This window comes from Cognatundibacterium jejuense, from assembly GCF_014284255.1.
GTDB lineage: Bacteria > Pseudomonadota > Gammaproteobacteria > Burkholderiales > Burkholderiaceae_D > Undibacterium > Undibacterium jejuense.
In genome coordinates this window covers 1-13,924 of the sequence record NZ_JACOFV010000013.1, presented here as the reverse complement: position 1 = coordinate 13,924, position 13,924 = coordinate 1, and the positions used below count along the sequence as shown (strand labels likewise).

General features: G+C 44.3%; 13 protein-coding genes, 2 tRNA genes and 2 pseudogenes. 8 read left to right on the top strand and 9 right to left on the bottom strand.

The genetic code is table 11. The features are described 5' to 3' along the window. Window positions 1-143 precede the first annotated feature (143 nt). The 4 genes from H8K32_RS13915 (at window position 144) to H8K32_RS13905 (ending at window position 4,011) form a co-directional block, all read left to right on the top strand. Window positions 144-228, top strand: a tRNA-Leu gene (locus tag H8K32_RS13915). Between the two features lie 530 nt (window positions 229-758). Then, window positions 759-1,106 carry a hypothetical protein gene (locus H8K32_RS20165; protein ID WP_222613116.1) on the top strand — a complete coding sequence of 116 codons (348 nt, stop codon included), beginning with the start codon at window positions 759-761 and terminating at the stop codon, window positions 1,104-1,106. 3 nt (window positions 1,107-1,109) lie between these two features. Next, on the top strand, window positions 1,110-1,988 hold the full coding sequence (locus tag H8K32_RS13910; protein WP_222613115.1) for an LNG1/LNG2 family protein: 879 nt from the start codon (window positions 1,110-1,112) through the stop codon (window positions 1,986-1,988). A gap of 562 nt (window positions 1,989-2,550) precedes the next feature. Further along, window positions 2,551-4,011 carry an RES family NAD+ phosphorylase gene (locus H8K32_RS13905; RefSeq protein WP_186913151.1) on the top strand — a complete coding sequence of 487 codons (1,461 nt, stop codon included), beginning with the start codon at window positions 2,551-2,553 and terminating at the stop codon, window positions 4,009-4,011. A gap of 322 nt (window positions 4,012-4,333) precedes the next feature. Here H8K32_RS13905 and H8K32_RS13900 read toward each other — a convergent pair whose 3' ends face one another. From H8K32_RS13900 to mobQ, 4 genes are all read right to left on the bottom strand, one after another. Next, window positions 4,334-4,915 carry a hypothetical protein gene (locus H8K32_RS13900; protein ID WP_186913150.1) on the bottom strand — a complete coding sequence of 194 codons (582 nt, stop codon included), beginning with the start codon at window positions 4,913-4,915 and terminating at the stop codon, window positions 4,334-4,336. A 94-nt stretch (window positions 4,916-5,009) separates the two neighbouring features. Beyond that, on the bottom strand, window positions 5,010-5,498 hold the full coding sequence (locus H8K32_RS13895) for a hypothetical protein (RefSeq protein WP_186913149.1): 489 nt from the start codon (window positions 5,496-5,498) through the stop codon (window positions 5,010-5,012). An 828-nt stretch (window positions 5,499-6,326) separates the two neighbouring features. Then, complete coding sequence (locus H8K32_RS13890) at window positions 6,327-6,809, bottom strand: hypothetical protein (protein ID WP_186913148.1); 483 nt, start codon at window positions 6,807-6,809, stop codon at window positions 6,327-6,329. Further along, entirely contained in the window at window positions 6,806-7,804 is a 999-nt protein-coding gene (gene mobQ / locus H8K32_RS13885) for a MobQ family relaxase (protein WP_186913147.1), read from the bottom strand. The genes H8K32_RS13890 and mobQ overlap by 4 nt, the downstream gene beginning before the upstream one ends. 228 nt (window positions 7,805-8,032) lie before the next feature. Here mobQ and H8K32_RS13880 point away from each other — a divergent pair, with 228 nt between their 5' ends. After that, complete coding sequence (locus H8K32_RS13880; RefSeq protein WP_186913146.1) at window positions 8,033-8,380, top strand: mobilization protein; 348 nt, start codon at window positions 8,033-8,035, stop codon at window positions 8,378-8,380. Between the two features lie 360 nt (window positions 8,381-8,740). On the opposite strand, the pseudogene H8K32_RS20415 reads toward H8K32_RS13880, so the two are convergent. After that, window positions 8,741-8,905: pseudogene (locus tag H8K32_RS20415) on the bottom strand (IS6 family transposase); the annotation flags it as partial. A gap of 199 nt (window positions 8,906-9,104) precedes the next feature. Here H8K32_RS20415 and H8K32_RS13875 point away from each other — a divergent pair. Then, complete coding sequence (locus H8K32_RS13875) at window positions 9,105-9,731, top strand: hypothetical protein (RefSeq protein WP_186913145.1); 627 nt, start codon at window positions 9,105-9,107, stop codon at window positions 9,729-9,731. 921 nt (window positions 9,732-10,652) lie between these two features. On the opposite strand, the gene H8K32_RS13870 is transcribed toward H8K32_RS13875, so the two are convergent. Beyond that, window positions 10,653-11,804 carry a tyrosine-type recombinase/integrase gene (locus tag H8K32_RS13870; protein WP_186913144.1) on the bottom strand — a complete coding sequence of 384 codons (1,152 nt, stop codon included), beginning with the start codon at window positions 11,802-11,804 and terminating at the stop codon, window positions 10,653-10,655. 72 nt (window positions 11,805-11,876) lie between these two features. On the opposite strand from H8K32_RS13870, the gene H8K32_RS13865 reads away from it, so the two are divergent. After that, window positions 11,877-11,964: transfer RNA gene (locus H8K32_RS13865), tRNA-OTHER, on the top strand. A 372-nt stretch (window positions 11,965-12,336) separates the two neighbouring features. Here the strand turns inward: H8K32_RS13865 and H8K32_RS13860 are convergent. Continuing rightward, on the bottom strand, window positions 12,337-12,504 hold the full coding sequence (locus H8K32_RS13860; RefSeq protein WP_186913143.1) for a hypothetical protein: 168 nt from the start codon (window positions 12,502-12,504) through the stop codon (window positions 12,337-12,339). Between the two features lie 213 nt (window positions 12,505-12,717). Further along, window positions 12,718-12,900, bottom strand: a complete 183-nt coding sequence (locus tag H8K32_RS20725; RefSeq protein ID WP_390312651.1) for a DNA translocase FtsK — start codon at window positions 12,898-12,900, stop codon at window positions 12,718-12,720. Window positions 12,901-13,255: 355 nt separating this feature from the next. Here H8K32_RS20725 and H8K32_RS13850 point away from each other — a divergent pair, with 355 nt between their 5' ends. After that, window positions 13,256-13,732, top strand: a complete 477-nt coding sequence (locus H8K32_RS13850; RefSeq protein ID WP_186913141.1) for a hypothetical protein — start codon at window positions 13,256-13,258, stop codon at window positions 13,730-13,732. 67 nt (window positions 13,733-13,799) lie between these two features. Here H8K32_RS13850 and H8K32_RS20720 read toward each other — a convergent pair. Continuing rightward, window positions 13,800-13,924, bottom strand: a pseudogene (locus H8K32_RS20720) (IS256 family transposase); the annotation flags it as partial.

Genomic DNA, 13,924 nt, shown 5'->3' with positions numbered 1-13,924 from the left:
AATGACGTCACAATGCAAAAAATAGACTAAAAAATATACTAGAAAATATCCTACAAAAGATTTATAACGTACACCGCAGATGCCAAGGCACCCGCCCTACTTGCAAAATCAAGGCAGTCCTGTCATAATCTCGTTTATGCGTTGCCGAGATGGCGGAATAGGTAGACGCACGGGACTCAAAATCCCGCGCCGCAAGGCGTGCCGGTTCGATTCCGGCTCTCGGCACCAACGATAATCAAGCTCCTTTAAGGAGCTTTTTTATTTACTAATCAATGAATTAGAGTACTAGTAAGTACTAACATAAACTCCATCTCGTACCCAACTAGATTGTCCCAAATTGTCCTTTGAGGACAATTTCGTTAATGATTTTGTCCTGCTTTGCCCATCATAATCGCAAAAAGAAGTACTAACAAGTACATCTAGGCCTTTAACGGTACTTGCCAACTATGGCTTTACGCTATTAAAATTTAATTCTGAAACACGGCGTCCGAAATATGCGGATAGGACAGCACCGGAGTTTTTTTTTAGGCCACTCAGGGGAAGGCGATTTTATCGCTGGCTATATCCCAGATCTCCACCGAGCGCGACAATTTTTAACGAGGTCGTCGATGTTCGGAGTCAGAGCACGGCAGCTTCACTTGCCGTGTGCTCATATACTGAGATTCGCTTCTGATCGCGAGACAGGAGGACAAACGCCGTAAAACCGCCACTCGTTCAATCGATTGCAAAAGTGCAATTGTACGAAAGGGTCGCGCTCAATGCATTCCCCAAATTATTCCCCTTCAGTAAATGAATCGTATTTCACTCGCACTTCTTTAGATGAACGCATTTACGCGCTCACTGGAGGTAGCGAATTGCTGCCAATAACACTGTTACCTCGAATTTTGGGAATAGCGTACCAATCAGCTAAAAATCAAATTTCCAAAGGCACCTTCCCAATAGAAATCGTTAAATTTGGCAGTAAAAATTATGTACGAACAGAGGATCTTGTCCGCTTTATTAAAAATGGGGAAACCGTACTAAAAAAAGTAGGCAGGAAAACTAATAAAGAGAGAGCTGCACTTGCGCTAGCTGCCAAGGAGACAAACTCGCAATCGTCGAGCTGATAAATGGAACGTAATTCGTTTTCATCTACGATTGAGCGAGTAGAAGAACTTGCCGCGCAGGCGATGCATCGAAAAGAAACTTCGGCTGCAAACGCACCTACAAAACTTTTTTTACCCGGATTTGATATTGGTGCGATGCCAAACCATCTCAATAGATCCAGCTTCATAGCGCCAATTGCTCGTGGACGCCGTAAATTTCATAGGCAAGAAATTATGGTAAGCAGACGAGATTGTGTACTGCAATACACTGGCGAACAGTTAGACGAAGCTGATGGCGATATACTCATGGCGCTTATATTCTTTGCGGGATTCCATCCTCTCGGTGAAGCAGTTTCCCTCAATCGTGCGCAGCTTCTGCAAAAAATTGAGAGAAATTTAGGTAACGCGCAATACAAATGGTTGCATCGTCGTCTCAAGGCGCTAACTGAGGGAACATTGTTCCTTGAAGCAAAAAAACGCGACGGCTCCACCAAATACAAAATAGGATGGTCTGCTGCATTTCACATTGTTTCTAGTTTTACATACGACGAAATTGAAAAGGAATATAAATACGTTCTCGATCCTCGATGGGTGGAGATGTTTGGAAACAGAGAATATGCGCTTATAGATTGGAAAAAAAGAATGATGCTAAGGCGAGGGCAAGATATGGCAAAGACCCTGCAGCGCCTCATTGCGACATCTAGCGATCCGTTACAGCATTACGCGTTAGACTGGTTAAAAGCCAAGATGGACTATAGCGGCAGATTAAGAGATTTCAGAGATGCGATTCAATGTGCAGTGATGGAACTCGAACGCGTGGAAATCATAGCTCACGGAAAAATTGAATTGAGCACGAAGCGAAAGGAGCAGCTCAGTCTATGGATCGAATTTAATGTTGCCTAGAGAGGTTGTAAGCCCGAATCCACGAAATTTTCAGATTCCTTTAAATCGCAACACAAAGGTGCAGCGGGTTACGTGATATTGAATGACGTCTACACTCTGATTGCCAATGAAACGCATGTCTACGAGGAGCTGCCGTAGAAAGTTGACGTTAAGTGTGTTAAATTCGGCCCAGGCTGCTTGGCGAGCGCTGGCATGCTCATTTGCTTGTGATTGATAAGCGCTGAATGACCGTTGAAGAGCTGCAAATACCAAGTCGTCCCTCTGGGCGCTCTAGTTAAACTTCGCCATTTTTGACAGCAAGCGATGTACTTCGGATTGGGCCTTTTCGTAGAGCAGGTCATTGATGGAGATGTCTGACTTGGCAGTCTGTGATTTGTTGATAAATACAATCTATCCAGATTGAAGTTATTGAGAAAAATTCCTCATCAAGGACCTTTTGGCATGGCAGTGAAATGGCCCACGAATCAATGTAAACTAGTCATTAGAATCTGACTCCAATGAAAGAAAATCGTCAAAATCTCTTATTAAATATTCCTAAATAACGATAATTTCACCAGCTACCATGGCCGACATCAAGGACGACGAGATAACAATCAAACGCATCTGTCATTGCTGCGTCAGCGAGATTTATCTCGCCAGCGAAATTAATTCATCTGGAGGCAATGCCAAATGTAGCTACTGCGGCCAGAGCGCGCCTTCAATTAGTATAGAAGAACTAGCAGAACGGATCGAGGAACCTTTTTCCGATCACTACAAACGAACTGCGGATCAGCCGGAATCATGGCAGGAGCGACTCATGGCCGACAGAGAGTCGGACTACGTCTGGGTGCGGGATGGCATGCCGGTCAACGATGCTATCCAGGATGCTGTCGGTATCGATGAGGAGCCCGCCGCAGATGTCCTCGAAATCCTTGAAGAGAAGCACGCTCCATATCGGGACCAAGACAACTTTGGCGAGGAAAGTGCGTTCTCTTCGGACTCGTACTATGAGCGAAGTCTCCCGAACTTTATCGGGCTTCACATGGGATGGCACGAGTTTGAACAATCCCTTAAGACCAGGGCGCGTTTCTTCAGTCACTCGGCGGAAAAACTTCTAACTCGCATTTTTGGTGGTACTGACATGCTAAAGACCCGCGACGGTCACCCATTGGTCGTGGATGCTGGCCCAAGGACGCAGCTCAATCATCTTTATCGTTCTCGCGTGTTTCAAGCGGAAGATGGGCTTAAGGAAGCGCTGTGTCGCCCAGCCACCCACATTGGCTCACCACCAGCCAGATTAGCACGCGCCGGTCGAATGAATGCACAGGGAATCTCTGTCTTCTATGGTGCGACAAGGGCGGAAGTTGCCATTGCTGAAGTTCGGCCGCCAGTCGGAAGCCAAGTGGTCGTCGCCAGATTCGACATCACACGTCAGCTGCGCTTACTCGATCTCACGGCTGCGAATGATGTGTACGAAGAGGGCAGCATCTTTGATCCGTCCTTCAACGAGCGTTTACATCGCGCTGAATTCCTGCGCTCACTGGAGCGACTCATGGCACGTCCCGTGATGCCGGATGACGAAGGGATCGACTATCTACCGACGCAGGCCGTTGCCGACTTCCTGGCGACTACCAATAACCCACTCCTCGACGGAATCATTTTTCCGTCAGCGCAGGTGAAGGAAGGGTATAACGTTGTCCTCTTCCATAAATCGGCGAGAGTTGCGGAAGACACTTTTCCAAAGGGAACTGAGATTGAGGCCAGCACCTGCCACAACACCGAAGACGGCTGGGAAGTTGACTATTTCGTGAGTGAGGCCGTGCCACAATCTGAAGCATCAAAGGCAAGCGATAGCAACGAAGGCTTTCTGGGGACGTTCTTGAACGACAGCTCACCGCCGGACCCTGACGGAGACTGCCGGAAGGAAACACTACGACTTTTCCTAGATTCTGTCGAGGTTCACGACGTCAAGTGGGTCTCGGTCAGCACCGAGCGCCATTCCGTTCGCCGTCATCGGTACGAAAAGCAACCATCCAAATACTGACATTATGTGTCTATGAATTTGTGTACTATTTAGATAGCAAGTTAGAATTCAAAAAAGTGTCTCGACCAAGTGGTTATAAAATTATTGCTTGGCTTAGCGAAAATAATTCTCAATATCTTGTCATTTTTTTTATTTATTTTGGCGTTTTTAATGAATAGCGTGGATTCCCCCCCCCCACGAAAGCGAGGATCCTTAGAATCCAAAATCCAGTTGAACACGCTCGAACTTTTACGTTTGATAAAGGTTGGCTGGACATTGCGACGACACATCTGCCACCTCAATCAAGATAAACCGGATATTACAAGATGCTGCAAATTACCACTCAGGTCATTGATGTCAAGTAGTTGCCGATCGAAAGACCACTTGGCTCTACTTGATCTTGAAGGTAGACCATCTTACCTCCCAATGCATTGGCCAATTTTAAAGGGCCTACTTTATTCATTCGCTCGTTGGTTAGCACTATAGTGCTGAGCGATTTGGCGGCTAAGGAGGCATCCGCTTGATTCTTGCCTAAGCCCGACTTGGCCTTTTTACCTGATAGAAGTTGTTGTTTGATCTCAGGTTTCGCATAAAAATTTCTTTCCTCGTTTGATTGGCATGTACCAACGTTGAAGCCCCCGTAGACCTGTACTGGCGATTGTGTGCCGTCCGGCTCCAGTGTTTTAAAGCCAAATACGTAACTGGTTTTGACAGGGGCACTACTTATGCCTTGTTTGATGTACGCCTTTAGCAGAGTTTTGTCTGTGCCATCGCACCCGACGTCAGGAATTGCGCCTAACTCAATCTCAACTTCGCGGGTCACATGAATCGAGAATTGACTCTGTGGCAGTTCTTTCGCTAGATCGACCATATTTTCGTATAAATAGTTCCAAGCACAGCTGTCAATGTATACATCAATGGCCACGATGCGCACCTTTGCATTTATAGAAGTCTAAAGTTAAGTTGAGGGGCTGATGCGGGCTGCTTCGCGACAGTCCCGCTCGAAAGTTTGGTTATAGCTAAGGCCCAGACAACGCTCCCCAACCAATCTTGAATAAATAGGAAAGTGCTTTACTTGCGACATCTGTGATTTGCTTTTTGGCAGCAGAGTTAAATGCCTCTGAAAGCTCTTGTCCAATTGATTTTTCTTTTTCGCTTGCATCAATTGAGGATGGAACTACCTTCAGTATTTCAAGGGATTTTGGGCTTAATGTGACGAGAGCGCTTTTGCCGAGTTCAGTTACTCCTACAGAACCAATTAAATAATCGGTTTCATAGAGCCAGTTCACTGTCTCGCAAACAAACTCTAGTTCCTTTGTTATATCTTGAACTTCGCCATTGACTAGGTAACGACCTGTCCACCTACCACTGCTGGAGGTGGTCTCAGGACATTTTTCGCCACCAACGATTTCAACGAAATTCAAGCTTATTCGGCAAGGAAAACCGCTCTGTAAGATTGCGAAGACACACCCTACGTAGTAGTTAAACTTATCAATATTGTTTTCCATACCAAATTTCCAAAAGAAGCACTAACTTTAATTATACAGACAGATGTCATTGTACTATTTAATGCCTGTTAGATAAAAAAGGGTTTTAGCAACGAAACAATTATAAATTTTACGTTTTAACTCAACGGTATAGCCTCGCACACCTATCGGTATAGCATCGCGCTTTATCGGTATAGCATCGCGTTTTATCGGCATAGCATCGCTCCTTACTATGTCAAACCCGCGCCTAACAACGCTTTCCAAGGAGCTAACTGCCCTCTACCTTCTTCTACCTTATATCTACTAAATACGGCCTGTGGATAATTTCAAAAAATCAAATACTCGTACAGTGCTCAACAGAAGCCTTCTACGAACAACAGAACCGTGGGCGCTGCCCACACCCGCGTTCGCCACGTGGCAGGGGTGCAGGGAGAAAAACCCTCCCCTACACCCCTACCTTTAGCGTATCGCGCTCCGCCACTGTAAAGGGTTCGGCTTCGCCCCAGTCCTCGCCCGGTCGCCTTTGGCGCTGCGGCCTGCGGGCTGGCCCTTGACTGTGTCTCCGTGCCTGAAAATATCGAGTCGAAAAACAGTAAAATATGGTTTATTACCACATAAAACCGTGTTACACGGCAAAAAGCGGTAGAAGAAATATGCTTCACTCGCTGTTTATCGTATCTGAGAAAATGAGAGGTAGCAGTTTATGGGGAGAAGTGGCGCTACATGGGATGTAAGGCAGCAACCTATGGGATTAATCAATCAGAAAAAAAATACTTAAGCCTACTCAGAAGAGATTTACTCCTCTCAATAGGCATTTTTGTGAAATTGTTTGTGAACGTGAAATAAATCTTAGGAATTTTGAGCAGTACAAAACAATGCTGGGGTGTAGCCAGCCAACGACCACGTTTTGTGATTTTCATCAGTTAACTGAGCGTGTTCTAATTTGATACCTTTTCGGCACAGCCCAACAGCAAATTTATTTTCCTGGGTGATCCATTCGGCATGACCGCACCCACCACAACCAAACGGAGTTTCCGCCATACGTTTGCTCAAAGCACTGTCTATTTCCTCTCGTGTGACGGAATGAGGAGGGATATCTTCGACATTTTGCAATGGCGCGTTAGTCATACATATACTCACGGCACTCGGTTTTACCTTTGTTAGACTGATATCAAACGTAGCTGCATCCTCTTGTGAAAAGTTCACCTCGAAACGTTTGTATATGGCATCAATACTATTAAAACGCTTGTGGATGGCATCAATACTATTTTTAGGGAGGCTACTTGGGGTGCTTGCGTTTGTTACATTTATTTTTGAATTTTCAGTACTCATTTTAGAATCTCCGACAGATTTGAGTATTGCGTTGTTTGAGGCAAAATAATTCCCGAGTTCAGCTGAACTTGCGTTTCTGTTGCAGCCGTTAAGCGCGACTTTGCTCGTAACGCCTCGAGGCTTAGAGGCCCCTCATTTCCTCTTTGCATTTTCTGTTGCATTAAAGTTTTATCGCGCAACACTATAGCCGCCGCAATATTCGTTTCAAGCTTGACTATCTGCTCATCTAATACGTTAGCCTTACGCTCCAATTCACCGGTTTCTTTTGCTCGAGTCAAACGACGCATAACATCAAGTTCGTAACTCATTCTCTTGCGGCTAAGTTCTCCGGTTCGACGTTCGTAGCTACTTGCGGCCGGACCAACGTGTTTTGTTGGTTCCCTATTGATGCCTTGCGCCTCAAGGCTTCGGTGATCAACACGGGTCGAAATTCCATTTTCAATTAAGCGTTCATTCTGCAACACAGCGAAGCGCTCTCTCCATTGAGTCACGATCTCAGAGCCTGTCTTCAGATCATCTAATTCGCGAGTTTTATCATAAAACCCATCCGGCCCAAGGCGGCGAGTCGATAACAGAATGTGTGCATGGTGATTACGGTTATCCCCCAATTTACCTGGAGCATGAATGGCGACATCCGCTATGCATCCGTGCCGCTCAACAATTTCGCTTGCAAAATCGTGAGCGAGCCGATTCCGCTCTGTCAGAGAAAGCTCTTCTGGTAATGCTATTTCAAACTCGCGTGCAACTGTCGAATTCTTCCGATTCTCGGCTCGCTCGACTGCATTCCAAAGTGCGGCCCTATCTGAAGCCCAATTTGGAGCACCGACAGGTAAAATCAATTTGACGGATTCGACTCCCGCCTTGCGGGTGAAGTCGTGCATCTCGCCAGTTCTCTCATCAGAGATTTTTTCACCTGCACGATATGCCGCCGCGGCGGTCGCACTGCGACCTGCCGATCGGCTAACGGTCTTGACTGATAAGTGATAAATCGCCACGAGATATTTTGGTGTTAGTTTTCAGCGTCGCAGACCGCACGCAAACGAAGTTTGCATAAGTGCGCCCTTGCTTTGTGCTTCGGGCTTCAGTTTTGCGCAACCGCATACAAACAATATACAAAGCCGTTGAAATCACAAAGTACCTGCCAGTACTTCTTTTCATTAGGGATGAAAAAATCGAAAAAAAACAGGATACGATCAATTTGTCTTAATAAGAAATGCGAAAAAATGACTGAAAAAAATATCGAAATAAAAATCGAAGCTGCGATGCATAAACTTTCACAACTGCGAGCTTTAAAACAAAAAATCGATGCTCAAAAACGAACTACGGAATCGAAGAAAAAACGCAGTGAAGATACACGTCGTAAAATTTTAGTGGGAGCGGCAGTTCTCGCTAAAGTCGATCGAGGAGAATGGACTGAATCTCGTCTACTCGAACTATTAGGGAACACGCTAACGAGATCCGACGATCGTGCACTCTTTAATCTATATCCTATTCAATCAGCAGACGAAAATTCACACCAAAATATGGTGGCTGATTCGTCAATCGCGAATATAGGTTTCATGAAAAAATAGAATTTCTCCGTAAAAATTATTCATACGTTTTTCAAACCGCGAAAGCGAAAAAATGAAAAAGTTAAAACTGATTTTTTAGGGGTGATGTTTGCGAGTAGCGCACATGCAACAACAGATTGATCAATGTCAATTGCAAATTCTGTTTCGATGCAAGAGTCAGCGAGGTTGGATGCACTTAAAACCTTAGGTTGCGAGGCGTTTAAGGCAGTGGATATTGATTGCAATGGTTGTCCAGGAGGAGATGCTCGACTTCCTGCTCCAGTTTTAATGTCAACTGTTTGGGCGAGAGCACTGCAGGGATCATCAGCGGATCGAGAAAAAGAATGTCGCGTGAGCCAAACCAGTTGTATAACTGATAGTATGTTTGCGAAATGCTTTCTCCAACAAAGGCTGGAATCGAATCGCCCAACTGCTAATCGACGAATGGTCGACAAATACACCACGCTCATGCATCATTTCTTCCAGTTGACGGGAGCTTAATAGGTATGCTGCTTACCAGCGAATACAAACCAATATAACATCCAATGGAAATCACATTCGTTTAGTATCAAGCATGCCGTGTCGCCATTTTTTAAAAGCGGTTAGCATAGCTGATTTCACAACTTAAAAGTTAATGCGACAAAGCCATAAATTATGCCCAAGCATGTTATTTAGCAAGCTAAGGATTTAAGGATTCGATGATAAATAAGTTTCGTTCGAAAAAATAAAATTTGGAGGTACTTGAATGACTTTAAATAATCCACGCAACATTTTTGTTTTGTTATTAGCAGAAATGCTTTGTGTATTTTCGCTTCACTCAAATGCTCAAGATCTACCTGTACCTGCGGATGAAGCTGCAAATGCTAGCAAAAATAAGATAAATAAATTTGATCCTCCGTACCCATTTACTGCAGATGAATTGTGGGAAAAGTTGCTGAATGTAGCTGCGAGTTTTCCTGATGGACTCACTCGCACCAATATAGATAAGATTTTTTCCACGAGTTTGGAGAGGGAAGCTTATTCAAACCCACAAATATCCAAATTTGAAACTGAAGCCTGGCAGGTTTCGCAGGGAAAGGATTGGTTTTTTTCTATGGGCGCTGTTTTGAAAAATCATAAGGCTATCAGCTTTAGTTTTTCTTGGGGAGACAGTCCTCTCGTGCTTCCACCTAGAGGTATGTGCATACCAATGAAAAAAATGGAAAGCACCTTATTAAAGTATGGTTGGGAATCGACTTCTAAACTTCGAATGTATCCGCAGTATTTGGTTGATTATCACTTTATTAAGTATATGCACGGTTCAATGCGTATTACTTCAGATGGAGACGGTGACGCCGCTTGTCTCATAGATTTTTTCATAGTTAATAATTAAATTTTTATCCCTCCCCTCCTGTCAATTTCAGAGGAGCGATCTACTAAACTATTAAACGCTTCGATACTCAAAAGCTGCTGCGCCGCCAAAATAAAAGTTTGTGGATTTTCTGGTCTCTTAAAAAAAAATACTTGGAGTTAAACGGCTGACGTCTAGTTGGTGAAGATTGTTTACTGTATCGCTGATATTCAAATTATCGTCGCTCATGAATTTACTCCTAGTAAGTTTAAATTTGGCTTAGCAAGTATTTAAAGAAATTTTCGACCCGATATAAGAGCCAACATTTCTCGAAAAAGAAACACTGAGTAGAGAGATTGTCTGAGAGTGACGTTTGGAGCTTGTCTCATTGCCATGAGAAGATATTCACGATCGCAAACTTGCGGATCAATGTCTGAGATCAAATCGGCGAATTGTGGATATGGCTTCAAAAGTTCATCAAACTCCTCCTTACAAAATGAAAGGATCGAGTCTTGACTCATTACTACTTGATGTTTATGGTCCGGTACGTTCATGTTCTTTCTCCTGGGATGTGAAAAGCTTGGTTTGTGTAATCTGGTTCTTAGATTCGGTTGGCGGATTGTTTTGTTTGCTCGATGCGGTGCTCCTATGTCAAAACGTGATCTGCTTCTTGAGTTCATGGCTGGGCGGTAATGGCATCGATAGCGGGGCGTATGAGGTGAGAAATCAAGCGGACCGTGGAATACCGGAGGGAGCGCAGCGACTGAGGATATGCCGCGAAAGCCGCTTGAATTATCGACGCGCCCTGCTATCTGTTTTGCCATGTAGACCAGTCATGAATTAAAGAAGCACACTTTGGCCATGGCGCATCGAGAAAACGGCGCGTAAGCGCCCCTTAACCGAGTGCAACGCGGTTCCATTCAGGATTTTGAGTTGGTAATTAAACTCACGGCACACCGCCAATTAGGACGCACGGTCAAGTTTTTTTGCAAGATTTGAGGCTCGAAGTGCTGTATAGCCTCTGAGCATGCTTAGTGTTCGATGGCCGCTCATGCTTGATACTTCCATCACATCAAGGCCTTTTTCAAACATGCGGCTAACAGCCTCTCTACGACAATCATGCAGACGGATATCCTCAAGAAAATCTCTTCGCGGCTCGCAACCCTCCATTTTGCAGTCGGAAAGGTAGGCAGATTTAGCATGCTCCTTCGCTGTTGCAAACGCAAAGCGGAGTCCGCTTTCCGTAATCTGGAATACCTTACGTTGCGTGCTTTTACCACGCAACGGTACTACGTTTCCCCCGCTAGGTACCACTAACAGAGATTCAAGAATTTCGACTGCCCGTGAAGAAAGTCCAATAATTCTATCTTCGCCATTTTTTGTGTCGTGAAGGATTGCAGTACGTGCAACAAGGTCAATGTCCTTGACGCACAATCGCAGCACTTCGCCTCGTCTGCAGGCAGTCTCAACGAGAAATTCTACAAATCGCAATATGAGAGGATTTTGCGCCTTGACCAGTTCAGCGCGAAAATATTTCCATTCATCGAGTTCAAAACGGCGACTACGCATTTTCGCTGGTCTAGGTAGCTCTACAGTCTTGACTGGATTTTGAAGGCCGACGCACCATCGACGTGTTATCGCTACGCGGAAGAGACTGGAAACGATCATTAAATATTTACGTACCGTTGTATTAGAAAGGTTATCAGCACGTAAATCTCGTTTAAGACGTTCAATTGTATCGCCGTCTGCGAGGTAGACTGGTAGATTGGCAAAATCCTTGAACCGCTGCAAGCGACGAATTGCGTACTCTTCTTCCTTCGCTCCTTTCTTTGCCGGTGTTATTTCGGTCAGGTACATGTCGAATAAACCGCCTATCGTCGTGCCGGTCGCTTTTTTCTTCTCCGCCTTAGCGCGCAGAACCTTTTCTTGAACCACATCAGTTGCTTTGCCTGCTCTTAGAAGATCACGGTAAGCACGCGCCTCATCGAGGCTAAAAAAAGTTTCATTGATGTAGGTGTTGCCAAGCTTCATCCTCACTCGAAAGCTGTATCCGTCAGATCTCGCCTCGATGTTCCGCTCAACTTTTCTTTCTTTTGATTTAGACTTCTTTTGCATTTTTACACCTCGTTTTGTCCTAATTTGTCCTGAAATTAGGATACGAGAAGGTTGAATTTAACGGAAGTCCTCGCCAGTACTTCATTTCACTAATTTGTCGAACGGGTCTCAAAATCCCGCGCCGCAAGGCGTGCCGGTTCGATTCCGGCTCTCGGCACCAACAAGACATACAAAGCAGTTCAAAGAAGTCCAATAACCCGTGTTACTCACTCTGAGAATGCGGGTTTTTTGTTTTTTGACGTCCAACTAAGTTTATTGCAAGCTAAGGTTTTTTATCCATAGTTTAATCCATAATTTTATGGATTAAAGATGCCCAAAAATAACCCATCCCCTCACAGACACACAGATCCGTAAAGCAAAGCCCAAGGAAAAAACCTACACCATCACTGATGGCGCTGGTATGTACATTGAAATAGCGCCAACGGAGAACGTCAGACTTTGGTGTTCAACGTCGCCATCAGAAATAACCAATAGCATCAAACGCCTTAGTTTCACTCGATCACTCTCGTTTCAAAATTAATTCGACAAAACCTTAATTTGCAATATCGAAAATTTTAATAGCGCTTTTACCTAAAACGAAAGCAATAAACCACGTAACCATTCCGCCAGTACTTGCAAGCCATATACAAAACCAAATGAACAAAAATGGGGCAAGCCCTAAGAGAACCAAAATTAATAGCGAGCCAAAGATAAATGACATTTTTTCTCCAACAATGAATTTTGAAATTAATCCTGCTAAATAAAAGCTGAATATAAACATTTCAATGCGACAAATTATGTCGCATTATTTTAAATTAGCAGTTTGCGTGTATAAAAATAAGGGGACATTGGCTGAATATAAAGTCTATAAAACACGAGCATCAAATACTTTTTGAAATTCAATTTCCGCCTCATGCAGAGATGCTCAGGTTACCTACCTGAGCCTATACCTTATCTGCGATTCGTCGATGTCTTTAATGATCCATCCGTTTTCTATCAGACCATCCATTAGTTTCAACGCCACGCTGTAGCCTAAAATAAGTCTACGCTGAAGGAAGGAAATAGAAATGTCATTGGGGTTTTCTCGGCAAATATACAGTGCCTTTTCAATTAGCATCATTGAGAAATCCTTACATTAAAAATCACTTACTAATTTATGCCCATCACGAGCACAATTTGATTTGATAGTGCCCTATGATTCTCTGGCCCCGATCAAAATTGCAAGCAGATTGCCATACCCGAAGAAGCTACCATTTGGATGGAATGTGCGATCTGTCCTGGGATCGTAGACCCCGCATAACGATCCATTCATTAAATACCCCCTGATCGAGCCATCTCCTGCAGATCGGAGAACACCGAATGGTGTACCGTTGGGAAGTTTTAAATAATTCAAAACCACTCCTTCGTTTTTTGAGATGTGGTCATCATGCCTGTCTATTGCGACAAAGTGCGTCGCTAAACTCTCCAATTTCTTGAATATCGAGGAAGGCGAAAAATCCGGGATAAACGAATGCAAGATTGGTAAAACAATAGCCCAAGAAAAAGAATTTAGATGGAAATTTAATGATGACGAGGGCATGCTTCACATCTTCCGTACGATTTCCAACAGACAAAGACACGATAGCTTTCCGGTCAACGAATTGTGGGACGTATTAAACGAGCTGAATAATCATTACGGCAAAATTGGATTTCCCCTCGCCAATAGTGTTAAAAAACTCCCTCAAGGGACAGAAATACCAGGACTAGGATCTGCACATTATGCAAGAAGTTCTGGTAAAAGTGACAGCGTGGGAAGAGCTCAGGCCGCATCGCAATTAGCAGCAATCTACCTAGAGGCGGGGATCGTGTCACGTATTGAGGGATCGCGTGTTCAACTGCGTCTCAATGAAAATATCTCAAAAGAAAATTTATCTGAGCATCTTTCGAGATTATATAAGTCGTCCAAATAAGTGAACATAGAGAAGAGTCATTAACCTCTTATAACGCGCCTGTTGAAGAGACTTTATCGGGCGCTTATTCAAATAACGTCCTCAGGTTGACCCAGTGGGTCGACCATGACTTCGCAATTTGCGGATATTGTTCACCCCATTGCTGGCTAAAGCGCTCCAATTCTGTCAACGCTTGATCTTCTGTTGTCGCCT

Coding starts and splice junctions, on each gene's coding strand:
- H8K32_RS20165 (WP_222613116.1), top strand. CDS start 759: ATGCATTCCCCAAATTATTCCCCTTCAGTAAATGAATCGTATTTCACT.
- H8K32_RS13910 (WP_222613115.1), top strand. CDS start 1,110: ATGGAACGTAATTCGTTTTCATCTACGATTGAGCGAGTAGAAGAACTT.
- H8K32_RS13905 (WP_186913151.1), top strand. CDS start 2,551: ATGGCCGACATCAAGGACGACGAGATAACAATCAAACGCATCTGTCAT.
- H8K32_RS13895 (WP_186913149.1), bottom strand. CDS start 5,498: ATGGAAAACAATATTGATAAGTTTAACTACTACGTAGGGTGTGTCTTC.
- H8K32_RS13890 (WP_186913148.1), bottom strand. CDS start 6,809: ATGAGTACTGAAAATTCAAAAATAAATGTAACAAACGCAAGCACCCCA.
- H8K32_RS13880 (WP_186913146.1), top strand. CDS start 8,033: ATGACTGAAAAAAATATCGAAATAAAAATCGAAGCTGCGATGCATAAA.
- H8K32_RS13875 (WP_186913145.1), top strand. CDS start 9,105: ATGACTTTAAATAATCCACGCAACATTTTTGTTTTGTTATTAGCAGAA.
- H8K32_RS13870 (WP_186913144.1), bottom strand. CDS start 11,804: ATGCAAAAGAAGTCTAAATCAAAAGAAAGAAAAGTTGAGCGGAACATC.
- H8K32_RS13860 (WP_186913143.1), bottom strand. CDS start 12,504: ATGTCATTTATCTTTGGCTCGCTATTAATTTTGGTTCTCTTAGGGCTT.
- H8K32_RS20725 (WP_390312651.1), bottom strand. CDS start 12,900: ATGCTAATTGAAAAGGCACTGTATATTTGCCGAGAAAACCCCAATGAC.